Origin of the sequence: Sphingobacterium detergens (genome assembly GCF_003610355.1) — a bacterium.
GTDB classification, from domain to species: Bacteria; Bacteroidota; Bacteroidia; order Sphingobacteriales; family Sphingobacteriaceae; genus Sphingobacterium; species Sphingobacterium detergens.
In genome coordinates, this window is the sequence record NZ_RAPY01000001.1 from 422,544 (window position 1) to 445,866 (window position 23,323).

At 39.4% G+C, this 23,323-nt stretch carries 24 protein-coding genes; 11 read left to right on the forward strand and 13 right to left on the reverse strand.

The genetic code is table 11. The features are described 5' to 3' along the window. Positions 1-25 precede the first annotated feature (25 nt). Complete coding sequence (locus tag DFQ12_RS01795) at positions 26-715, forward strand: hypothetical protein (RefSeq protein ID WP_120257320.1); 690 nt, start codon at positions 26-28, stop codon at positions 713-715. Between the two features lie 160 nt (positions 716-875). Here DFQ12_RS01795 and DFQ12_RS01800 read toward each other — a convergent pair whose 3' ends face one another. The 4 genes from DFQ12_RS01800 to DFQ12_RS01815 form a co-directional block, all read right to left on the reverse strand. Continuing rightward, positions 876-2,435: a sulfatase family protein gene (locus tag DFQ12_RS01800; protein WP_120257321.1), complete on the reverse strand. Its 1,560-nt coding sequence runs from the start codon at positions 2,433-2,435 to the stop codon at positions 876-878. A 174-nt stretch (positions 2,436-2,609) separates the two neighbouring features. Next, a complete protein-coding gene (locus DFQ12_RS01805) occupies positions 2,610-3,194 on the reverse strand; it encodes a YdeI/OmpD-associated family protein (protein WP_120257322.1) in 585 nt (194 codons plus the stop codon). Between the two features lie 26 nt (positions 3,195-3,220). Then, complete coding sequence (locus DFQ12_RS01810) at positions 3,221-3,685, reverse strand: SRPBCC domain-containing protein (RefSeq protein WP_120257323.1); 465 nt, start codon at positions 3,683-3,685, stop codon at positions 3,221-3,223. A gap of 1 nt (position 3,686) precedes the next feature. Continuing rightward, entirely contained in the window at positions 3,687-4,007 is a 321-nt protein-coding gene (locus DFQ12_RS01815) for an ArsR/SmtB family transcription factor (RefSeq protein WP_120257324.1), read from the reverse strand. A 709-nt stretch (positions 4,008-4,716) separates the two neighbouring features. On the opposite strand from DFQ12_RS01815, the gene DFQ12_RS01820 reads away from it, so the two are divergent. From DFQ12_RS01820 to DFQ12_RS01855, 8 genes are all read left to right on the forward strand, one after another. Beyond that, entirely contained in the window at positions 4,717-6,003 is a 1,287-nt protein-coding gene (locus DFQ12_RS01820) for a GH36-type glycosyl hydrolase domain-containing protein (RefSeq protein ID WP_244211655.1), read from the forward strand. Between the two features lie 272 nt (positions 6,004-6,275). Next, positions 6,276-6,935: a hypothetical protein gene (locus DFQ12_RS01825; RefSeq protein ID WP_120257325.1), complete on the forward strand. Its 660-nt coding sequence runs from the start codon at positions 6,276-6,278 to the stop codon at positions 6,933-6,935. 128 nt (positions 6,936-7,063) lie between these two features. Beyond that, positions 7,064-7,570 (forward strand): STM3941 family protein, encoded by a 507-nt coding sequence (locus DFQ12_RS01830; protein WP_120257326.1) that lies wholly within the window; start codon positions 7,064-7,066, stop codon positions 7,568-7,570. Between the two features lie 62 nt (positions 7,571-7,632). Next, positions 7,633-9,138: a hypothetical protein gene (locus DFQ12_RS01835; protein WP_120257327.1), complete on the forward strand. Its 1,506-nt coding sequence runs from the start codon at positions 7,633-7,635 to the stop codon at positions 9,136-9,138. 605 nt (positions 9,139-9,743) lie between these two features. Then, on the forward strand, positions 9,744-10,523 hold the full coding sequence (locus DFQ12_RS01840) for a hypothetical protein (protein WP_120257328.1): 780 nt from the start codon (positions 9,744-9,746) through the stop codon (positions 10,521-10,523). A 123-nt stretch (positions 10,524-10,646) separates the two neighbouring features. Further along, positions 10,647-11,015 (forward strand): hypothetical protein, encoded by a 369-nt coding sequence (locus DFQ12_RS01845; RefSeq protein ID WP_147420310.1) that lies wholly within the window; start codon positions 10,647-10,649, stop codon positions 11,013-11,015. A gap of 90 nt (positions 11,016-11,105) precedes the next feature. Then, positions 11,106-11,372 carry a hypothetical protein gene (locus tag DFQ12_RS01850; protein ID WP_120257330.1) on the forward strand — a complete coding sequence of 89 codons (267 nt, stop codon included), beginning with the start codon at positions 11,106-11,108 and terminating at the stop codon, positions 11,370-11,372. Between the two features lie 292 nt (positions 11,373-11,664). Then, complete coding sequence (locus DFQ12_RS01855) at positions 11,665-12,180, forward strand: STM3941 family protein (protein WP_120257331.1); 516 nt, start codon at positions 11,665-11,667, stop codon at positions 12,178-12,180. A gap of 318 nt (positions 12,181-12,498) precedes the next feature. On the opposite strand, the gene DFQ12_RS28455 is transcribed toward DFQ12_RS01855, so the two are convergent. From DFQ12_RS28455 to DFQ12_RS01895, 9 genes are all read right to left on the reverse strand, one after another. After that, positions 12,499-12,633, reverse strand: coding sequence for a hypothetical protein (locus DFQ12_RS28455; protein ID WP_279634384.1), 135 nt, complete (start codon positions 12,631-12,633; stop codon positions 12,499-12,501). 28 nt (positions 12,634-12,661) lie between these two features. Beyond that, entirely contained in the window at positions 12,662-13,225 is a 564-nt protein-coding gene (locus DFQ12_RS01860) for a biliverdin-producing heme oxygenase (RefSeq protein WP_120257332.1), read from the reverse strand. Between the two features lie 102 nt (positions 13,226-13,327). Then, entirely contained in the window at positions 13,328-14,335 is a 1,008-nt protein-coding gene (locus tag DFQ12_RS01865; RefSeq protein WP_120257333.1) for a hypothetical protein, read from the reverse strand. A gap of 87 nt (positions 14,336-14,422) precedes the next feature. Beyond that, a complete protein-coding gene (locus DFQ12_RS01870; RefSeq protein WP_120257334.1) occupies positions 14,423-15,226 on the reverse strand; it encodes a DUF5018 domain-containing protein in 804 nt (267 codons plus the stop codon). 89 nt (positions 15,227-15,315) lie between these two features. After that, a complete protein-coding gene (locus tag DFQ12_RS01875) occupies positions 15,316-16,023 on the reverse strand; it encodes a hypothetical protein (RefSeq protein WP_120257335.1) in 708 nt (235 codons plus the stop codon). Between the two features lie 126 nt (positions 16,024-16,149). Beyond that, positions 16,150-16,938, reverse strand: coding sequence for an HmuY family protein (locus DFQ12_RS01880; protein ID WP_120257336.1), 789 nt, complete (start codon positions 16,936-16,938; stop codon positions 16,150-16,152). 293 nt (positions 16,939-17,231) lie between these two features. Next, the gene (locus tag DFQ12_RS01885; RefSeq protein ID WP_120257337.1) at positions 17,232-17,819 is read right to left on the reverse strand and encodes a hypothetical protein; all 588 of its coding nucleotides are present in this window, start codon (positions 17,817-17,819) and stop codon (positions 17,232-17,234) included. 29 nt (positions 17,820-17,848) lie between these two features. Then, the gene (locus tag DFQ12_RS01890; protein ID WP_208642413.1) at positions 17,849-18,604 is read right to left on the reverse strand and encodes an HmuY family protein; all 756 of its coding nucleotides are present in this window, start codon (positions 18,602-18,604) and stop codon (positions 17,849-17,851) included. A 106-nt stretch (positions 18,605-18,710) separates the two neighbouring features. Beyond that, entirely contained in the window at positions 18,711-21,089 is a 2,379-nt protein-coding gene (locus DFQ12_RS01895; RefSeq protein ID WP_244211656.1) for a TonB-dependent receptor, read from the reverse strand. 311 nt (positions 21,090-21,400) lie between these two features. Between DFQ12_RS01895 and DFQ12_RS01900 the strand changes: the two genes are divergently transcribed. Beyond that, positions 21,401-22,258: a heme/hemin ABC transporter substrate-binding protein gene (locus DFQ12_RS01900; protein ID WP_120257339.1), complete on the forward strand. Its 858-nt coding sequence runs from the start codon at positions 21,401-21,403 to the stop codon at positions 22,256-22,258. Positions 22,259-22,263: 5 nt separating this feature from the next. After that, the gene (locus DFQ12_RS01905; RefSeq protein ID WP_120257340.1) at positions 22,264-23,295 is read left to right on the forward strand and encodes a FecCD family ABC transporter permease; all 1,032 of its coding nucleotides are present in this window, start codon (positions 22,264-22,266) and stop codon (positions 23,293-23,295) included. Positions 23,296-23,323: the final 28 nt, after the last annotated feature.

Sequence of the window (23,323 nt, forward strand, 5' to 3'; positions counted from 1 at the left end):
TAACCATTTCTAAATTAGAATTAATATGATTTTATACATCGGTATTTTTGCTGTGATCGTAGTTGTCTGTGTTTTTATCTCTCTTATGATGATGAAAAAGCAAAAAGAGACAGCTCGGAAGTATGAAGGTGATGCTGGGATTGCTTTGGCTCCGGGTATCAAAGATGAACTGTTGCTTCAAGAGTTTCAAGAATTAACCAAACAAATGAATGGAGCTCCAATCGAGGCGTTCACACAATGTGCCTACATTGCCACAGTTGGTGATAAGGTGGCTTCGGCGGCAGCGACGGCAGCTAAAACTGTAGCTTGGGCGGCAGTAGGGGTAAAAGCGAGATATAGCGAACGTGACAACGCCTCCTATCTTGTGCTCAGCAATAATGAACTGCATTATGTCTTTTTTGACGATGGTGAAGCCAAAGATCATTTGGTTTTTGACCATGAATCTCTATTGAATGCGCGTCCTGCTCAAATCAGTAATTCGGAAAAGGTCACCCGTATGGGATCCATTATGGGATTAAAGCCTAAAAAAATGCATCTTGATATCAATGGAAATGGCCTTGATATCATCTATTATGGTGCTGTGCAACGAATGCCTGATGGTATCATATTTCCCGGTTCTGGTATGTTTGAAACACAGTCGAAGCTTCAGCTGATGGGACGTTTTTTTCTGAATAGGTTGTATCAAAAATACCCACAGCTTCAGGAGCAAAACTAGTTAGACTAACGGTGAGGATACTTCTTTATTGTATCTATAATGTTAAAAAGTGCGGCGTCATCTATCATCATGACACCGCACTTTTTTATCGGCTACTCCAATAGTCGATTCTTCAGGTAATCAATAAAAAAATAACGAACGGTGTTGGTTCATGACCTTGTTATTTTTTGACTAAACTTTCATTGATCAACTGTTGCTGGAAAGAAGGACGGCTTATATCACTGTCTCCAGCTTCGGCTTTAAGTTTAATGAGTTTCTTTTTTAATCGACTAATTTCTTTTGTGTATTGCTTGTCATTGATCGCATTATGTGTTTCCATAGGATCATTTTGTAGGTCATAGAATTCCCAAGCTGGCGCTGTAGTTTTTTTATCACTGCCGGTCATTTCCAGTGGTTGGCCATAAAAATAGATGAGCTTGTAGCGTTCGTCACGTACACCAAGATGAGCCGGGCGTATAGGAGCATGTTGCCAATATCGGTAGTACATAGATGTACGCCAATTGTTTGGCGTGTCACCCGCTAGGTTTTTACGAAAACTCTCTCCCTGTATATACGCAGGTTTTTTAATGCCAGCATAGTCAGCAAAAAGCGCTGCAAAGTCAATATTAAGGATCATATCATCAATTTTACTACCAGCCTTAATTTCCCTTGGGTAGCGAATAACAAATGGCATGCGTAGCGATTCTTCATACATCAGGCGTTTGTCCATAAAATTATGTTCCCCAAGAAAATAACCTTGATCGGATGCAAGGATGATCACCGTGTTTTCGTCAATTTTAGCTGTTTTCAGATAGCGCATAATTTTTCCGAGATTATCATCGACACCTGCGACACAACGTAAATAATCCTTCATAAGTTTTTGATAGATCTTTTTGCGGGCGTCGAGGGCACTCATGCCTTTGGTGGAGAAGGGGAGATCGGGGTAGGAGGTCCAGAAGGGACCTGTGGAGGCTTGTTCGTAACGGTTACCGAGCTCTTCGAGCGGCTGGCCTTCAAAGGACCTTCCGGTTGTCGTTGCACCAGAATCCAGAAAAGTTGCCGGATAGGGGAATTCAATACCCTGATACAAGTCCTTGAATCTATCTGCGAAGTCAAAAGGCTCATGGGTTGCTTTGTAATGGCACATCAAAAAGAATGGCTTGTCAGGGTTGCGCTGGGTCAACCAGTCTAGGCTCAGCTGTGTTGTAATATCATCTACATAACCTTTGTATGGTGTGCCAGCCTCTTCATTGTCATTCCAGTTGTCTTTGGAAAGATATGTTGGATTGTGGTAAACACCATGTCCCGGCAATACTTTAAAATCATCAAATCCTGAAGGTTTCTTTTTAAGATGCCATTTCCCAAAAACAGCCGTTTGATAGCCCGCATGCTGTAGGTCTTTGGCGATATTCGCTCGGTTTGGATCCAGTGCATCATCGAGCGTGTAAACTTGGTTTTTGTTACTATATTGCCCTGTAAGAATGGCTGCCCGGCTGGGTGTGCAGATGGAATTTGTACAGAATGCGTTATTGAGTATCGCACCTTGTTTGACAAGGCTATCAATGTTTGGATTCTTTACAATATCTTTTAAAATTCCGCCATAAACACCCCAAGCTTGCGCAGTGAAGTCGTCAGTTAAGATAAAGATAATGTTTGGGCGAGTTTTGTTGTCGATTTTTTGCTGGGCTTGTGTTATAAATGGTAGTAAGCCACAGATAAACAAAAATAGTTTTTTATTCATGTATATTCTCCTTGTGTGTGCTATGTAATTCCGCGTAATGCATCAACAGTACAGATGCTGGTTTAGGCTCTGTTCAATGTTGCATAACAAAGCTACCAAATTCCAGTCATATTCGTGCCGTGACTGCCAAAAGTCCAGGTTGCGTCTGCATTGACTCCAGCTTTTTTCATTCTCTTAGTCATCTATGCCTTTTCCATCCAGAATATGCTGATAATATTTTTCAATCCTTGCTTCACGTGTTTTTGCCTGTTTTGCCTGGTTGAAATAAAATAGATATCCTTTTTGACGACCGGGAGTTAGCGATAGAAATGCATGTTGCAAGTCCTTATCCTCATTTAAGGCTTTCGTGAATTCTTCGGGAACGGGGTAGTCTTCCGTTTTTCGCATGTTGACTTTAGCACCGGACTTTTCAATTGCTACAGCCTCCTGGATATAATTTGCGATTGTCTCCCTGAGGTTTGCAATTTGTCCGATATGTGTAAATCTGAGCTGTCTGCCTGATTGGACGTTTTCAGTCTGTTGAATTAATAATTGCGCCGTATCCTTCAATAGGACGCCTTTGTGAAATAATAAGGCACAGTAATCTTTAAAACCGTGGATCAAGACAACATTTTTTCCTTCAAAGGTATAACATGGGTGCATCCATTTGTAATCCTCTACGAGCGATTGGTTTTCTAGGACAATTTCCCGTAGTAAATTGAATTCTTCGTTCCATCTTTTGGTATTCTCGAAGAACTGTTCTGCTTTTAGGTTTATCATTCTATTTTGGTTTAGATAATGGAGGGTTAGATAAGTTTGGTTGCGATTTCCTGAAGCCTGTTATGTGCGATATTGATACCTTGAGCAAAGGGCATTTGAAGAAGCTGATCGCGGGAGCCCACAGATTGAAATACAATATGCATGAGAAGTTTGCTGCTATTATCGGTTATCTTTTCGAAGCTCAGATATTCCAATTGCACAGGGAAGGGGCTGTCTTCCATTTCGAATGTTCGTGTGATTTTCTCATTGGGGATAAATTCGTGTATCGTTCCGTTCGCTTTAAATACAACACGATTGTCATGGGAGGTTTCGAAGGCATAAGAGCCATGCTTTCTATTTTCCCATTTTAAAACCTTGGTTCCCATCCATTGTTCAAAGATTTCAGGTTGTTCATATGCTTTGAATAAGAGTGTTAGTGGTAAGTCAAATTCTCTGGTGATCAAAATCTCCTGTTTACCCTCTTCAGCATGGATTTTTGTTTTCTTTTCCATCTTATTTGTCTTTATAGTTTTTCATAATTTCTTCCAATTTGTTAAATCGCACATCCCACATGTCGCGGAACGGTTCAATAAAATCAGCTATTTCTTTCAATTTTGATGGATTGAGCTGATAGTAAATTTCACGGCCATTTTGCTCAGATTTTAGCAGCTCACATTCGCTTAGAATCTGCAGGTGCTTAGAAACCGTTGGCCTTGCGGTATTAAAGTTTGCGGCAATAGCCCCTGCAGTCATCGCTTGTGAAGCCAGAAGAAGAAGTATGGCTCTTCTGGTTGGATCCGCAATAGCTTGAAAAACATCTCGTCTTAAATTCATTGTGAAGTTATTTGACTACAAATTTATATGTTGCCGTTTAACTACGCAAGTGTTTTTTGTTTTTTTTTGAAATTCGCTGTACTTCAGGAAAAGATGATCTGGTTAAACTGACCAATGTCTAGTCTGTTTTTAAGATTAAAAAGAGACTAGCAGCTATAAATATCATATATGTGTATACAATTAATTTTTTACATAATGCCCATAGAATAGCTAATAAGAAGCGAGATTGATTTGAATTTATCTTGTTAACAACTGCTTTTTACATTAATGTACTTGTTTTTAGCTCTATACGTGTTATTTTGTCTAAAAGCTTGCTTGAGTTTTTCTGTTTAAAAACAGAAGAAAAATTTGAAATTAAAACTTTAATGAGTAATTATGTATATACAAATTAAAATTTGTTTTATGAAAACCAAGTTAAACCCAGCCAGAATTAAGCGCTGAAGTATCATTTCTTATATTAGAATGGGATTATTTCGCCGTTTGTTTTTTGATCGTGAATATATACAATCGTGTATAGTTTTGTCTACTCGTTTGACAATTAAAATGGGAGGGGAAGTAGGAAGGGAAGATCATGCTGCTGTATTTCCGTTGCATCAAGGTGCTGGAAATAGTTTTGCCACGATAGGGGAACTGAATGTATATACCAAAAATAGGAATAAATAAAAAATTTAAATCAATTATAAATTATCAGATACAAATGAATGTAAAAATGTTAGTGCTAGTAGGTCTATGTGCTTTTACCGGGAGTAGGAGCAGCTATGGACAGGATGTGAAAGCCGTGAAGAACACAGGAAGAGTTGAAATTAAACCCAAAGCGGATGTTGTCAAAACAATGGCGGAGCAATTGGTTAAAAAAGGCTTTACGGCAGGTGATGGCTATGGTGAAGTCTGGATAAGAGACCTGAATACTTTTGTCACCGTTGCCAGTACAGTTAATGATAAAGAGTTAATAAAAAAGCATTTGCTTACTTTTTTTCAGTTTCAACAGCCTGATGGTGGTATTCTGGATGGCTATGTACCCGTCAAGAAAGGCGCCGTTCCTTACAATTATTATCATTCTGCATTAGCGCCGGAGTATGCCGGACATAAGAATACGGTGGAGACTGATCAGGAAACTTCATTGATCCAAGCAGTGGCAAAATACGTCAGAAGTACAGGAGATAAAAGTATTTTGAATAATAAGATTGGTGGATTTTCTGTACAAAAGGGGCTTGAGCGGGCAATGGATTTTTTATTGACCAAACGATATAATGAAAAATATGGATTATTATGGGGAGCGACAACTGTCGATTGGGGTGATGTCCAGCCGGAACACGACTGGGGGGTTGTTTTGGATGAAAATTCCCACCTGACACTTGACATATATGATAATGCGATGTTTATCATTGCCATTAATGATTTTCTGGAGATTGCAGACCTGAGCAAGGCTGAACAGAAACATTGGAAGGATATTAAAGACAAGATTGCGAAGAATGTCCGTAAGCACCTTTGGGATAAAAAGAATGAGAAATTTATACCACATATTTATCTGAACGGTTCGCCTTTTCCAGATTCATTCAATGAGTCCGAAATCTACTATCACGGCGGAACAGCTGTGGCGATAGAAGCGGGATTGCTCAGTAAGGCTGAGGTAAAAGTGGCGTATAGAAAGATGCAGGAGAACGTCAAGAAAGCAAATGCGGCAACCATAGGATTGACAATTTATCCGGTATATCCACAGGGCTTCTTTAAAAACGGCGGTATGGGACCATATTCCTACCAGAATGGCGGTGACTGGACCTGGTTTGGTGGACGTATGATCTCACAATTGATCCGTTATGGTCTTATTGATGAAGCCTGTGAGGCACTTGAACCAATGTTAGATCGTGTACTTAAAAATAAAGGTTTTTATGAGTGGTATACACCAGACAACAAACCACAGGGGTCAGCTAGTTTCAGGGGAGAAGCCGGTGTTTTGTGGACTGCGATTACAGATCTTGAGAAAAAAAAGAGTTAATAGTCTCAAAGCACCAGCTGAGCGGCTATCCAATAAACAAATATTGGCATATATGACCAGATAAAATTTTGGAATCTCAGTTTAATGAATGGATAAGGTCCAAGTTCTTAATGAATTTGGACCTTATTCTATTTTACCCAAATGCAGATCGCGGAAATGCGAATAGACGCGAAATTGTAGCGAATTTAAAATGGTTCCAGGCGAATTGGAGTTGGCTTATAAATTTGAAGGGAATAGTTTTAATTTAGTATTATAAATTATATGACAACTTTATGAATACACATTTGGCCTATATTAAAAAATTAACTATTCTAGGGACAAAAACCTTATTTAAGTGCTATTTGTTGGCTATCCTGTCAACAGTATTGTACCTCATAGTCGGATACTTTCTGCTCAGGAGCAATGTCGATGGCGCCTTCTTTTCAATGACCGGGTCTATACAGACCGTTGGAAAGTTCCTGTGGTTGATTGGGTTGATCTTGTTGCCGATCTTGCTTTTCCTATTTAGCAATAAATATGTTTTCTCGACTGTTGCCAGTAAAGTTGTTGAAGAGCGGCAGGATGATTTAATTATTCCTGTTTTGGACAAGGTGTTACTTGTTTTTCAATCCAACCAGCCTGATCTTATTCAGAATGCGGGGGATTATACTTTTGCGAAACTCAAATTGATCAACGAAGTGAAAAACACAAAGATTGAAAATCCATGGATCAAACGTATTGTCGTATTTGGTCTGAACAAAATAAGCTTTGACAGCTTAGATCTCGACAACAATAACAACTTCTACGATATTGTAAAGTCCAAATTCATCGATGTATTGGAAATGCTGACTGAGGCCAACAATAAGCCTTTCTGGATCTGCATCGCTATGCAGTGGCTGATTATTCTCTTTATTTGGTTTGCTGGTTCGGATGCTTCATTAATTGGTCAATAAATTAGTCATAATACCGAGATGAGCCGTTTTCCTTCAGATAGATCAAAGTTGAAAGATACGGTCAATGGATTTAGTGAAAAGCCCAATAAGGAGATCGTGACCTGTAAACAAGTTGAAAAAACAGATATATGAATGAGACTATTATAGAATTTGACAGCAAAAAGCGCCTGAAATTAATCGTGTTCGGTATTGTGTTTACTGTCGCGACGTTGACCTTTGCTTATTACATTTTCTTTGTAGCTCAAAGAATAAATATAACCTTTGGTACATTGATGTTTATGATGGGCTGCCTTGGTTGTTATGGTTTAATTTCCGGTACAAAGAGTATGTTTGATAAAGACCGAACAGGTCTTATTTTGAATGCAGATGGTATCCATTTTAAGGGAACACCCCTGGGGAAAGCGATTGGCTTAATAAAATGGACTGCAGTGCAGTCTGTATCGGAGGGAGTTGCTCATCGTGCTCCATTTGTCTCTGTGAAATTACAGAATCCAGAAGATCATATTCAAAACCTTTCATCGCAGTTGCAACAATTTGTTATTAGTAATGGAATAGCCGTGACGGCCGATCAATTGTCTGTTGATTTCAATGAACTTAAAAATCTGATTGCAGATTACCACCAACGGTATCGCTAAAATATGGTAGTGTGATTAGCCAATGCTGGGCAGTAATTTTGATAAAATAATAGCTTTAGGAAATGAAAAAAGTAATTGTAATCACCATATTCTTGCTGCTCACCCAGGTTGTGCTGCGGGCAAGCGAATGTTATCATTACCATACAAAGACATCCTATAAAATTGTTCTGGTAAAAGATAGCCCCTTTTTAGAGATTACTGTTATGGATCCTAATGGTATCAGTATGGCGAATCAACGGTGTATATCCATGTTACAGGTAGGCAAGGATGTGAAAATGATCAATCGAAATAGAGATAATATGCTCCTGATGGACGATAATGCCTACTATTTACTTGCGGCCGAATTCTCTGATGTTAATCAAGTAACGCCAGTAAAAATTGCAGATAGAAAAGATGTGCAAGCTACATTTGACGCAGATCTACTTTATATGCATGGAAAATGGTTTTCTTTTTCCTTTGATCCATACGTAAAAAAAATAACCAAGACAGCAGCCAAGTTGTTTCCTGACAAACCTATTGTACTCGCTCAATTCCAAAACCGTAGATATCTGCTCAAGGACGATAAGCATGTCTATTGCTATGAAGGTAGACAATTAACGGCTGAAATAATTGAGGGACTGAACCCTGCGACCATACAATGCCTCAAACTAGAAAATAATGAAGATAAATATTTGCTTACGGATGGGAATATGGCCTACATTTATGATGTCAGTATTTTTGACCAAATGGATATTACCGAATCACTTCTGCGTCTTGATTTGAAACGGCCATTTGCAATTAAAGAGGTGGCCAAAAACTGGCTGAATTCGTTTGTTGATTTTAATGACGGAAATATCTGGTGCTATATTTCGGCGGGACTGGGATTGCAGGATGGTACAACTGCTTACTTGTATCCAGTAAAAGCACAATGGCTGAATAAACAACATGAACTTATCGATAAAGAAGGTAAGATATATTATAATGGTTGGGATCTGATCAATGACCAGCCACCAATGAACCTGAAAGCTGTTGCACAACCAAGATCATTGGAGATCACTGCCTCTGGATTCTATTTTGATGGCACAGCTTTTTATAAGGACCAAGATGGATCGGGAACATTAGAGCCTGTGACCTGGCTCAGTAAAGACAGCAAGTTTGTCAATGGGGTCTATTCTTATCAAAAAGGAATTCCTAATTTCTTTGATGATGGTAGGCAATTGGTATTTGACGATAATACCTTGACGAAGAAAAGAACAATAACACATCAGTCCACTTTAAAAGATCTGAAACTAGCTTACGCTTATGACGATAAATTGCTGATAGAAGATAAAGAGATACCCAACAGCGCAGATCGGGAAAGCGTGGAACTGCTCGGTTCTACTGTGGATGTCATTGAAGGTTGCGATGGGGGCAGGGGTCAGATACCCGTGGTGATTGAGTACAACTATTTTTTTCGCGATAAAAATCATATCTATGGTTACCACTCCGGTGACCAGACGTTGACCTTGATTAAAGCTATTGGGCCTGATACAGTAGAAAAAGATAATTACGAGCAGTTGAGGGAATTGCAGAAAAAAATGAAAAATTGATGCGCTGATACGCTTATTCTTTACTTTGAAATGCCGCTATTGCTAAATTGGCCCGAGATAGGTTGACGATTTTAGGTTGTTCAATTGTATTCGCTTAAAAAATTGGACGTTATTTATTCGAAGTCTTTTTTTATTAAAAATTGCAAAATAAGAGAAATAAAAGGGCCTCACAATTTGAAATATACTCTAGAAGCTTTTTCGCCCTGAGGATAAACAGGATAGAGTGGCAATGAAGTTGTCAAATGACAGCATTAGGGGATTCAGGTAAAAAAAGCGTAAACAGGTTTCTTGGGAATGTTTGATGGTGACGTTTGGTTGGGAGAGGGGACTGCTGGTGACCAAGTTATTACCAAGTTCGACTTGTAAGCAGATTGAATGCACAGTGAGTCCACCTTGAGTCCACCTTTTAAGGCGCTTTCACTGTGCCTGAATGTTTTTTACAAGTCGGGAGGAGGGCGAGCTTGTGGCGAACTTGTCCATAAGTTATTTACAACAAAGTCCCTTGAAAATTACAATATTTATAATTGTCATTTTACTCGAATTTGAAATTTGCTAAAAATAAATAAGGCGCTTGAATCCAGTGTTTTATCGTCGTATCTTTAGATATGGGAATAAATGATAATGGATTTATCAGAGGTCTGGTTGGCCCGCTGGTGAATAGAAAAGTTGGCAACAAAAACTACCTGCAAAGCAGGCCATATCGCGTCAAACAGACAGATGATACCAAAAGGGCAGGTAAAGATTTTGGTAAGGTAAGCCGCGCGGGTGCAATGATCCGGATGTGTTTTGGGGAAGTCCATCAGGATCTCCATGATGGACAGATGGGCAATCGCTTAAATAGGCAGATCTATCGCGCGATAAAGACAAATCTTGATTGCGAAAAGGGCAGCCGGACGCTGAGCAACTGCGTATTGGATCGCTTGGTAAATTTTCAGTTCAATGAAAACTGTCATATGCAGGATTATCTTTTTATCGATCCGGTAATCTCCCTGAACAAGAAGAATGAGCTTAAAATATCATTTCCGGAGTTTGATATCAAAAGAGCGCTGGTCCTTCCTGAAAAATGCAACGCGGTAGTATTTAAATTTTTTGCAGTCTCATTTGACTTCGACGAGTTTGAGCCTACAGAGATAAAAGATATTGAGTGGGAATACGATGTTAAACAGGATGGGATACCAGCAAAGACCCTGACTATTAAATGTAGCGATTTTGTAGGTAGCTCCATATTTGTTGGATTTACCATACTGTATCTGGAAAAAGGTAGCCGCCGGTCGAATGTGCTCAACGAAATAGATTTTAATCCAGCTTCGATTCTAGCTGCCTTTCAGCTATACAAAGGACATAAGAAATCTGAATCAAGACAGCAACATTTGATTGAGAAGTAATCAAAATCTCTATCGTAACTTAAGAATGAAATAAATCGTCTTGTTCATTGATCCACATTGAAAACGTTCTGGTCAAGACTTCCTAGTTGAGCTTAGAATAAACCTATCATTTTATTAAAAATAATGAAGAAAACTAATAATTGGCCACTTTTACTTATCTTGGTTTTATTACCTATTGCAATCATCTATTCAAGGTTAATTTCCCCCTCAATGGTATTAGGAAAATATTATTTTAAATATCATGAATGTGGTGCTATCGGAGAAATTCCTGATAGGGATGATATACTTACTTTGCTTGATGATAATAAATATAGAAGTTCCTTTTGGGGGAATGGAGAGTATCGTATTGAATATGGTGTTTTTAGAACACTATTAGTTTTGAGTTATTCAGGAGGTACTGCTTCGTCTGAACTAGAAATAAAAAAAACAGGAAATAATATAATGATTGTTTTAGATGATACTTGTGATTTTTTTTATGAAAAGATTAATTAATTGTATTTAGAAAGATTGGTTGTGGGATTGCAGTAATGAAATTGCGACAGTTATAAAACCTTATTTATATATATTATAAGAATGCGAATTATGATAAGATATTGGCTTAAATTTAACTTGGAAGATGTTGTTGATACTCCTTTCGGGATTAAGTTAGGTTGTGGAATTACTGCATTATCTAAATATGATGCGCTTAAAATAGTAGAAGAAAAGATGTTTTCTAGCAAAATTATACCTCCGATTTCATCTATAGTTGAAGATATCGACCTATCTAGTCTCGATGAAAATCATATTATCCCAAATATGTTGTCTCCTACTATGCGAGGAATTTGGTTCCCGTTAGGCTATCAATTTTAGAACAGGAACCCGCTGTTAAGTCAAGTGGAAGTCGTTTTGTTAGGGATGAAAGTCGTAATTTGCAAGCTTTTTCAAACCAATTACAGACTGATCCTGCCCAAGAATCTGTTTTGCAGAGTCTCCAGATGGTTCAAGAGCCTTTGGGTTTATTGGAGCACTTACTGGTTCTCAAGGTGCTGTGGTGGGAGCTGTAGCCGGAGGAGCCGCTGGAGCTTATTACGGGAGTGACCAGGGAAGTAAATTAGGTGGTTGGGTAGTACAAAGTTATTTTGATTTAATGGACTAAAAAAATATGGAATTTAAACTTGCTAAAACAAAAATAATTCTCTTTTCTGCTATGTGTTTTCTGATTCTGATATTAGGATTATATACCATAAGATTTCCGGAAAAAATGTCAAATTTTTTTGATAGCCCCATTTTGGCAATAATTATTGGGTTATTAACTAGTCTGATATCTTTGATTTCTTTAGGTATATTGTTTAGAGTATATACACATAAATCAGGTGTAATTATTAACCATGATGGTATTATCGACACCTCCAGCCTTGTTTCAGTTGGATTGATAAAATGGGAGGATATTGTGAGAATAAGGAAAATTGAGGTTAACTCAGTGCCTTTTTTAATAATTGATGTAAAAAACCAAGAGGAATATCTAAAAGATTTAAATAAACTTAAAGCTTGGTGGATGCGAGTGAATGCGAAGTCTTTTGGCTCAGCAATATCTATATCACCTGTTTTTCTAAAATGTAAGTTTTCAGAATTAGAAGATGCTGTCAATGTTGGTCATAATAGATATTTAATCCAATAAGGAACTTTAAAAATCTTAATATAAAGCCAGCAAACTTTTAAGGGTTCTCAGCTAATTATAAAATGGGCTTGATGAGATATTCAGCTCTTGCTTTAGCTGAGATATGTATATCATAGATTTACAATGTAAAGCTTTTTCAAAGGATAACGGTTAATATATTTCAACTAAAAACAATAGTTTTTTGAATAAATAGCTCGTACCTTACCTCTTCACCAGGAGAGTATATTGCTGACTGGCGAGCAGCGGCCCTTTAAAAGAAATAGAAGCCGTCTCCGAAATTGTTCTTTAATACAATTGGAGACGGCTTCTTATTTGATACTAAATAGATACACTGCAGGACTTAGCTGCGAAGAAAAATACCGCAAGCCATACAAGTCCTTTTGCCAGGAAGAAGAGGAATGCCCCCATGCCGGCACGCTTCAACCATTTTGATTTATTGTCTTTTTGCTCCATCTGAAGGATTAAACAATATCACTCCTTTTTAGTTTGCACTTGTGATCGGAGTGAATACGTCCCCAAAGTTATAAAAAGTTTGGTTTGCAATTTCTACTGCACGATCATAAGTTGCGGGATCTTCAGCATATTTATTTAATACAGCCGTAAAGCCAGCCCACATCTCGCGGCTATTTTCACCATAACCTTCGAAGAAAGAGGTTCCTTTGTTGACACCATATTTGTTCAGCATCTGTACGATATACGGACCACCCATGATAGAACCTTCCAGCACGTATAAAGATGCCAACGCTTCCAATACATTGTTAACAGCAGGTGCTGTTGCTTCAGGGAGGCTATCGACGTTGCCACCTAGCGTCTCAATATCATTTTTAATATAAGATGAGTTGCGACGTTCGGCGAGATCTGGTAATACTTCAGCCGTAACAAAAGGAGCGATGTTATCTTCTACAGCACGGAAATAAGCATAGAACCCTTTTAATACTTCAGCATAATCTGCTTCAGAACGAATATTTTTTAATTGACGCACGATCGTTCCTTCTACGTTTTGGTGAGCAGCGTGCGTATGCTCTTTGATATGTTGACTTAACATGTTCTTATTTTTATTTATAACGATTCTATACAAAGATTCGTATTTATTTCCAAATATTTATGCTGTTTTCTGATTTATCATCTATGAAAAACGACAGGATTTTTATTCTACGATTTTGATTGGATAATTATAATAGGGAGTGACTTGTGTAATAAAACGATCAAGACGGATCCGTATGCTAATACCATTGTTTAAATCTGAAGAAATGCCTATTGGAGCATCTTCGGGTATCTGCACTTTAATGGATTTTAAATCATCTGAAATACCGACAAAGTTCAAAGATAAACTGTTGGGGAAGCCATCTTCGGTGTAATTTAAATTTACAACTCTAATATCTGACGTTTTGTTCAAATGTCTTGCAGGAAGATTTATGATTTCACCTCTTTTGACTTGCCATTCTTTTGCATGGTTAAAATAGACATAAGGAAGTGCCTGATCGGCTGCAACGCTTACGAACTTTTTACTGCTTTTAACAGGAATACCAAATTTGTTCATCACCTGTGCGTAATAATCACCTGAAGGAATCCCCGAGCCATCTTGCTGATCCAAATAGAAAATAATAAGTCCGTTTTCAACTTTATTCAGCATAAGTTTATAGGCTTTATTTTGATCGTTAACGAGGTACAGACTATCACTTCCATCCAGCGCAAGATTATTCATTGGGATACTGAAATTGCTTTGACCCACGATAGCAGTAATCTGCGTTTCTTCGTCTCTAAAGGAAGGTAATAGCGCACCGTTGGATAATTTTATTGTATAGGTTTTAATGGTGCCATCTTGAGCTTTTACCTGATACTGCTGTCCATCTTTGAGTGCGATTGCCGTTCCTGAGGCAGGGCTAATGCTTGCATTTTTTGAAATATTAATAATCGGAGCAACAGTCTCCGGAATAGGCCATTCGGTTGATCCGGGCCAGGAGACATAAATGTTTTCACCATCCACAGCTGCTACAATGGTATCTTTGCCCGCGTTGTAAGGGATTTTAAAAGAAGTGATTTCTGTGTAAGGCGTTAGCGCAGTTTCGTACTCTTTTTTACAAGCGGAGAATAGTGTGATTCCTACTGCTAACAATAGGGTAGGAATGCGATATAATGTGGTTGTTTTTTTCATATTTGGGGTAAATTTCTATCGCCGGGGAGTGTTTCCGTCAATACCTGAAAGCGAATGCGGTCATGATCTCGCTTTTGAAAACAATGATTAGTTGTTGTAAATAATTCGGATAGGATTTTTTAAGGTTTCCTCGCGGCTGTAGTAACGCAATTTGACATAATAATCACCTGCTGCCGGCACTTTGTTATATGTCAGGGAACTACCGCTGCCTGTGACGCGTCCTTTAATATCATTTAGAACAAGATGCATATAGGATTTTTCGATCGATGGGGGAGTTCCGGTCACAGCTATATTAAATGGATACTCTTTCCCGTCTTTATCCACTAAGCTAGCACGAACTAGTTCCAGATCGCTCTCATAAGTCGCGATATAGGGGTAACTAGCGAAGTTATTGTAAATGTAAATATCATTTGAGGTATACCAGTACGATTGGTCATATACAACTGGTTCATTTGAGTTCGAACTAACCTCCTGCAAATTGAGCGATGGTTGATCACTTTTGACGATCAGCGTATAGGTGGCCGTACTGCCATCTGTAGCGGTAACAGGGTATTGAATGGTACGGCCTTTGGAAAAATAATCGACCATATTGGTGATCAGTGTATCCGAACCTTGTTTTAGGGTTGCGCCTGTGGCAACTTTTATTTCAGGCTCCAGGCTGGACATATAGAGTCCTTCGGGCAGTGTAACCGTAATGGTCTTGGCGTCATTGTCAATAGCGCCAATGACTTCTTTGCTGGTATTGACAATCTTGAAACTACTGATCCGGGCCATGCTCTCGGGTTCATAGGGTTGAATTTCTGTTTTGGTACAAGAACTTAAATACAAGCTGCTCAATAAAAGGCCTGTAGCGATCTTAAATTTTTGGGTGGTTAATAACTGATTTTTCATTTTAGTCTGGAAAGTAACCGGTACCAGCAAGGCTGGCACCGGATTTAAAATTTACAATTCTTATTAAAAAATAAGGGTATTAAGGCTTATTATAGTTTCTTATAATCGAAACTCATAAACGGAAAGTTTGTTGCGGCGTAGCTCGCATTTGGAGTTTCGTCCTTGTAAACACTATTTAAACGCAATTTCCATTGATCGCCGGTTGTCTTGTTTTCTAAAATATACGTTCTCGGCCCATAGCTGCTCATAATATGATTGCTAATGTTATAGATGTACCAGCCAGTACTGCTCGGGTTGCCTGTTCCATTTGTACTATTGGAAGCTGCTGTACCGTTTGCAATTAATGTTCCTGTAGTACTTGAAGAAACAGATTCAAAAGCTGTATTTACATAATACAAGTTATACTTCGTCGTATTTACGGTCAAACTCGCATTTGCTGTACCACTAAATTGAAAATCATAGCTAGTGGATGTACCACCATCATTGGTAATCAAGTTGTAGTAATAGGTGCTGGCTGGGTTTTTCCATTGCGTTGTGTCAACCAAATCTGGCACTGTACCTTGGTGGAAATTGCGTGCACCATAGGTGCCTGTAGCGATCGTTTTTAAATATCCTTTTGTACCGGTTGCGGTAAAGTTTACCGTACCGCCAATTGTCGTCGAAGGAGTAACAGCACGTTTGCTGAGTGATTGCTCTTCAATACTAGGAGCAAGTGAATTGTCTTTACTACATGATGCAGTCATGCCAATCGCGGCAATACCTAAGGCAATTGATAAAGTTCTGAATTTGATTTTCATTTCTTTTTCGTAATTTTGCCACTTCTACAGTGGGCTAGTTAATAAATATATGTTAATTAGTCAATTTGATACCGGATGTACCTCGACCGTATATCCGGTTTTTTTTTGAATAAGAATTGTACTATTTTAGGGTTTTATCTCAAATGTTTTGCTGCCCTTTGGTACGATAACGTAATCAAAAGAGATAAATACATGGGGAGAGTCTTTAAGCCATTGCTCGGGTTTATAGAGACCTTTATACATTGAAATCGGTCTAATTTTCGCATAATTGCCTTTTGCCGTACGAACAATTAACGTTCGTGGTTTAATTACTTTTCCATTCAGTAATGTTAGTCCATTTCCAAGCGCATAAGCAACATGTTCGTTCTGAACAGCGTGCTGCCGAACCAGACGACCATAAAAGTCATACAATAACCAGCCAACTCCATTTCCTTCATCACCATTCTGATCCATTCCGATCGCATCGCCGATTACCTTGAATTCAGTATCAGCCGGTACTTCTGTTACTTCGTCAAATGCTTTTTCAACGATTAGGATACCACCAGTTGCGTTATTGCCGTAACCAAAATTCGTGTTGTTCGTCCCATTATTTCCAGATACGTGGCTGTTGAAGATATTGCTGAATGCAATGTCCCAGTTCCGCGTTTGACGATTTGTTTCCGCGATACCTTTATTGGTTTCCAAGCTATAATAAACTGTAGGGGCAGCATTTTGGCCATCGTTTTTATCTGTAGCAGCGAAATCGCGTACGGTAATCAATTTATTGTAAAGCCCGGTATTGCTCTCTTCTTCTTTCGGCGGCTCGACAACAGGTTCTACCGTTGGATCCGATTTGCTACAGGAAGTATGGATTGCTAGACCAATGCAAAGCAATGTAATATATTTTGTTCTGGTGAGCTGTCTTGCTATATTCATTTGTTGTGTCTTTGTTTTTATTTAAAATCATTCTAAATAATGGTAAAGGTAAAGAGTTTACCCTATTACTTGTGTATGAAAAATGATATTTTATATATTAATTTTGATTTTAACCGTTTGACTTAATATGTAATATGTTCTTTGCATATAATGTTAATGAAACTTCAATGAAGAGCTTTTTGATCGGAAAAATAATAATGATGTCTCCAAATTTAATTCATGTAGGTTTTTTTGATTTGAATATATTTGGAGACATTAACTACTTGAGTAGATTGATCGTACCTTTTAATAAATTATTTTACAAACTTTTTAAAATTAATATTGTATGTTGCATTTCCATTGAGAGCAGTAATTCCAGCTGCCTGAATCACAAAGAGTTCGTCACTCTTATCGCTTAGCTTTTCCCCTTTATACATTACGATGTAACGATTAGGGGTGGGGTATACTGCATGATTATTCTTAAAGTCATAGATTATCCATGTGGGTCCTGTCGCTGGAGCACCAGCACTGGAAGCATCTATGCCTAATTTTTCTGTGGAAATTATATTGGCACCTAGTACTGCCGCTAATGTCAATTTTTCAATATTTGTATTCTCTTGATCGAAATATCCCATTTTATAGTTTTCAGTTGATGTATTTTGCAAAGTAGAACCATACATGCCAGATAGATTTATCATACTTTTTGCTTCCTCCTGAACACTATTTGTTTTGAAATCATAAAAAACTTTTGCGCCTGCGGGAACTTCAATTTTTGCAACTGCAGTTATAGCCGTAGCATCGTTAAGTTTGCTTTCTTCAACTTTATCATCATCCTTGCTACAAGAAGTAAAACCTAAACTTAATGCACATAAAAGTGCAGCTGTTGTAAATAATTTGTTCATCTTTAATTTAATTGTGTAATTTTTCCTTATTATAATGTGTTTGTATTTAAGTTTTTGCTACCATCTTCCTGTACGTAATATTTGAAAGTGTAGTAGGGGGCAGGCCAGTTCATATTGGTCACTGCCGATGGATTTCCTTTATAGGCATTGATCAATTGTAACTTGGCATATTTACCATCGGGAAGTCGGATAACATAGGTGCGATTTGGCAGCGCTTGCATAATATGGGTACTTAGACTATACTGAAACCAGCCTAGAGACTCCGAGTTGGATGCCCAACCAATTTTGCCCGTTCCGTTCTTATTAAATTCTTCGTCCGAAGGTGCAACAGTCAGGCTTTGGTATGATTGCTTTAATAGCATGACAGCTGTATTGTTGGCTTCTCCCTGATACCCCGGATTGAACTCATCAACAGCATTGTTAACAAAGACTTCAGAATTGTAGGGGCCCGTAAAGGCAATATCCCAGTCTTTTGTTTTCAACCATTGTGCGGAGTCGGCCTTTGTCTTGATCCAGATTTGCTTTTTGTCCTTAAATCGGAAAAGAAACATGTTGAAGGGTCGTTTTTCTTTACCCTCGGCACCGTCACCCATGGCGGCCTCGGTGTCACCGGCCAGATCTTTGATGGCAATACTCTTGCCATCTTCTAGTCCAATCGTATAGTCTTTGTCCTTCCCGCAGGAAAGGAACATAAGTGCCAGAAAACCTGAAAAAATACAACGTCCAATCTTATGAAATGAAAGCCAGATGCTGCATTCCGCTATAATGATTTTAATTGTTCTCATTGTTTTATCTACTATTTTGTGTACTTCTCTTTAGCTTTAATCTCCAATCTCCAATCTCCAATCTCCAATCTCCAATCTCCAATCTCCAATCTCTAATCTCCAATCTCTAATCCTTCATCCATCGATAACTGACTCCGCCCATAATCACTCTACCGGGCTGACCCAATAGGTAGCGGCTGGTAAAATTGAACAGGTTGTCGCCGATCAGACGAAAGGTTAACCTCCGGTTCATCAGACTTTTTTCGATCGTCATGTTCAGGAGTGTATGGTAGGGGATAAAGATGTCATACTTGTCAATAAATTGATTTCCATTATTCTCCTGAAAAGGGGTGTTGCCTCGGAAATTGACACGGGCATTAACATTGACTCCCCAGGGTTTATATTCGTATTGTGCTTTGAAATTGACCATATGGCGCGAGCGATCCTCAATGCCCCAATAGTCCGATTTTTTGCTCTGTCGATAGAGGTCGCTTGCAGCATCATTGATCTGATTATAAGGGTAGTTGCCCGCTGCGATACTATCCAATACACTAAGATCTTTTGCGATGAGGTATTGATAGCCCATGGATAATTGCAGATCCCTGGTAGCCTGATAACTCATTGAAACTTCAAAACCCTTATTCATCGCTTTCGGTAAATTACGGTAACTATAGATCTGCGCGATACTGGTACCATTACCTACACTGACCGTATTGATCTGATTGTTGATACGGTGATAGAAAAGAGAAAAATCTGCCTGAAATTTGGTTGAAGGATTCCAGGTAAGCCCAATATTGTTGGAGAGGCTAGTTTCGGCCTTTAAGTTACCTGCGACTAAATTCAGCATATAGCTGTTCTTGTAACTTAATTCACCCGCTTGGTCCATGGCAGCAACCACATCGGCTACCCGTTCCGTGCCTACAACTAAATAATTGGCGGCAGGATTGAAAAATACCTGATAACGCATCTTATAGTCCGGCGCTTTGAACCCGGCGCCAACACCTCCTTTGACCAATAATGTTGGACTGATATGATACTGTAAACCTAGACTTGGACTCAGATGCCCGTTATAAACATTGGTCTGGTCATAACGTAGCCCTAGTGTCGTTAGTATGCGGTCTACCGGTTTCCACTCCGTTTGGAGATAGACAAACGCACTGTTCAACGAGCGTTTGGCATCCAGGTCCTGATTATCCATCTGCTCTAGACTACCACCAATTCCACCCGTAAACTTGACCTGTTGGATTGGACTGTAGGCGAACTGCTGCTCAATGCGGTGTACATTTTGACCAAACTCTTCAGCGCTGGCCAAAACCCCTTGTCGCAACCATTGTGCTGCGATTTGGGAATGGAACCTGGAAAAATAATAACGTGTCATGCTGCGTAGTCCTGATTCGAAATTATGGTCATAGCTGGCTGACAGATTGATATCTTGATCTTTTTGCTTGTCCTGCAGGGTGCGGTCTTCAGACCAGGCATTGATCATTTCAGATTCGCGGGCAGCAAATCGGCCTGTCATTCCCACTGTACCATTTTTGCTCGTGCGATAGCGTACTCGCCCCTGAAAACTGTAATTGGTATAAGGCGGGAATGTTGTACTTTTTGAGTTGAGATATTGTTTGTCCGTATTGAATCCATCTGTACGGTAATAATTTCCGGAGACAACGGCGCTACCCCGTTGATTGGAAAATGGTGTTTCGCCTTCCAATGTTGCGTCAACTGTGTTTAAGCTGCCATAGAGGAGGGAAGCATGTACTTGTGGGGTTATGGCGCCATGACGGGTAATAATATTGATGGCGCCACCAAGTGCATCACTGCCGTAGAGACAGGAGGATGCACCCTTGATAATCTCGATACGCTCAATGTTGGTCACCGAAATACGGGAAAGATCAAAATTGCCACTATTACGACCAAGCATGGGTTGTCCATCTACCAATACCATGACATAGTTGCTGCTAAAGCCTTGAATTTGAACGCCAACAGCTCGAGAGCCACCGGCGATATCATTGACGATAGCAATACCAGTCTGCTCTTTCAGGACTTCGTCTAACCTACGGCTTCCCATAAGCTCAATCTCTCTTTTTGTGATGACCTTGACCGGCATAGCAGCGTTTTCGGCTTTGATAAGATTATCAACGGCCTCCAATTTACGGTTTACTTCAACCTCGTCGATTTGACGACTATCTGCCTGTACCGTAAGGGTCAGTTCCTGGTTCTCATCCGCCAAGTCTACAAATTGGCGCAGCTCCTTATAGCCTAACGCTTGTGCGACAAGTTCATAACGGCCAGCATAAAGTTTATTGAATTGAAATTTTCCAGCGGTATCTGTTTTGAAAGCATATTTATCCGGATAGAGGTAAACAGTTGCATTGGCTATGGCTTTGTTGGACTCATTTTTTAAGGTTCCGGATAGCTTCCATTTTTCCTGCGCTTGCACAGCTAATATCTGGCAGGAACACAGGGCGATTACTGTACTTATTCGAATAGAAGAGAGGCTTTTAGACACTATTTTTATTTTTAATCATTCTAAATAATGTTACAAAAAAAGGCAATACTATTGGATTTTTCTATATGCAAATTGTCATAAATTCTATTTAATCCGATTTTTGTTATCCATAATGAGCGTAGTTTTGTGTGCTACTTTGTTGTATGATAGTGTGATAGCTTGTTTATTCTGCTGTATGCCTTTATTTAGGTGAATTGAAAATAATTTGTATTTAGACTGATTATTGATTTGTTTTGTAATCAAATACAATTGCCATACAAGAAAACAAGGAACAAAATCTTGTGTGGTTCTAATGGAGTTAACAGAAAGAGATGCGTAGAATTTACTTAATTATGCTCTGTTGTTTGCTACATCTTGGGGGATGGGCAAGTGTACAGCAACGGATTATTACATTGAACAGTTCACTGACAGAAACAATTTACGGGCTCGGGATAGGGGATCGTATGATTGCGACAGATGTGACCAGTATATCACCAAAGGCTGCGGCGGCATTGCCAAGGGTAAGCAAAAACCGTTCTGTTTCGGCTGAAGGTTTATTGTCGTTTAAGCCTACACTTGTTCTGGCAAATGAGGGCGATGTGGCCAATGCCGTAATTCAGCAGATCCGAGCAGCTGGCGTAAAGTTTATTGCAGTCAAACCAGATTATTCTGCCGCTGGAGCTTTGCGCTATATTCAGGAAGTCGCTAATGGTGTCGGTGAACCTGCTTCGGGAAAAGCCCTGGTATCGCGTACAAAAATAAGCCTGGATCATACCTTGGAGCTGGTAAAAAAAGAAAATAAAGGTAAGGCGGTGCCGAAAGTGCTGTTTTTGTATGCACGCGGAACAGGAACAATGAGTGTTGCAGGAAAGGGTAGTAGCTTGGATGCGATGATCAATTTAGCTGGTGGAAAGAACGCTATACAGGAGTTTTCGGACTTTAAGCCCTATACGACAGAGGCATTAGTTCAGGCCAATCCAGATATAATATTATTGTTTGATTTTGGTGCGAGTAGCCTGGGAGGGGAGGAAGCTATTCTTAAATTGCCAGGGATGCGAATTACCAATGCGGGTAAAAACGACCGTATATTGGTAATGAATGCCTCCTTGCTCGTTAACTTCAGTAATCGGCTGCCTGATGCGATCTTGGAACTGCACCGTGGATTTGGAAAAGTAATGGATTCAAAATAGATCAGGTGCAGAAGAAACAAAAGTTAATATTGCTGGCTTTGAGCCTGATATTATTTATTACTTGTATTGTCGCATTAGGTTTAGGTGCTTATCATATACCGGCAGGAGATATTTTATCCATGCTCATGCAGAAGCTGCATCTGTCTACAGCATCAGATCAGGATAGCATGCAGACCAATGTTTTATTTGAGATCCGCATGCCACGCTTGTTATTGGGGTTGTTGGTCGGTGCCGCCTTAGGTATTTCAGGTGCTGCCATTCAAGGGATTTTTCGAAACCCGCTTGCAGAACCCGGACTAATCGGTATTTCTTCTGGTGCCTCCTTGTTTGCGGTATTGATTATTGCATTTGAAACGCTCTTGCTGACTTCACTTTCAGCATGGATAGGTTATTATATTTTGGCTTTTGGTGCTTTTGTAGGAGCCGGATTAACCGCCTTTTTGGTATATCGTATTGCCAGTAAAAATGGTCGCCCCAATGTGACTACGATGCTGTTGGCGGGAATAGCCATTAATGCATTTGCGGGTGCACTTACAGGTTTGATGACTTACATGTCTACAGAACAGCAGCTCCGCACCATTACGTTTTGGATGCTGGGCAGCTTGGGCGGTGCAACCTGGGATAATTTATTAGCTGTAGGCCCATTTATATGTATTTCCTTGTTTATTCTTCCATTTTTTGGAAAATCTTTGAATGCATTTGCGCTGGGCGAAATTCAAGCGGATTTATTGGGGATGCGTAGTGATCGCGTAAAAAGATGGGTGGTCATCTTATCGACTTTGGCCGTTGGGGCCTCAGTGGCTGTATCGGGAATTATAGGTTTTGTAGGACTTATTGTTCCGCATACCGTACGCCTGATGGGTGGACCGGATCACCGCTTTGTGCTTCCAGGCTCACTGCTCTTAGGGGCTCTGGTCCTGACACTGGCAGATGTTATCGCCCGCGTATCGGTAGCACCGATAGAATTGCCTATTGGTGTGATTACTGCCCTATTAGGGACACCTATATTTTTGTATATTTTAATCAAGGATAAATAGTCTTCGTTCGGATGTCTAAATAATATTG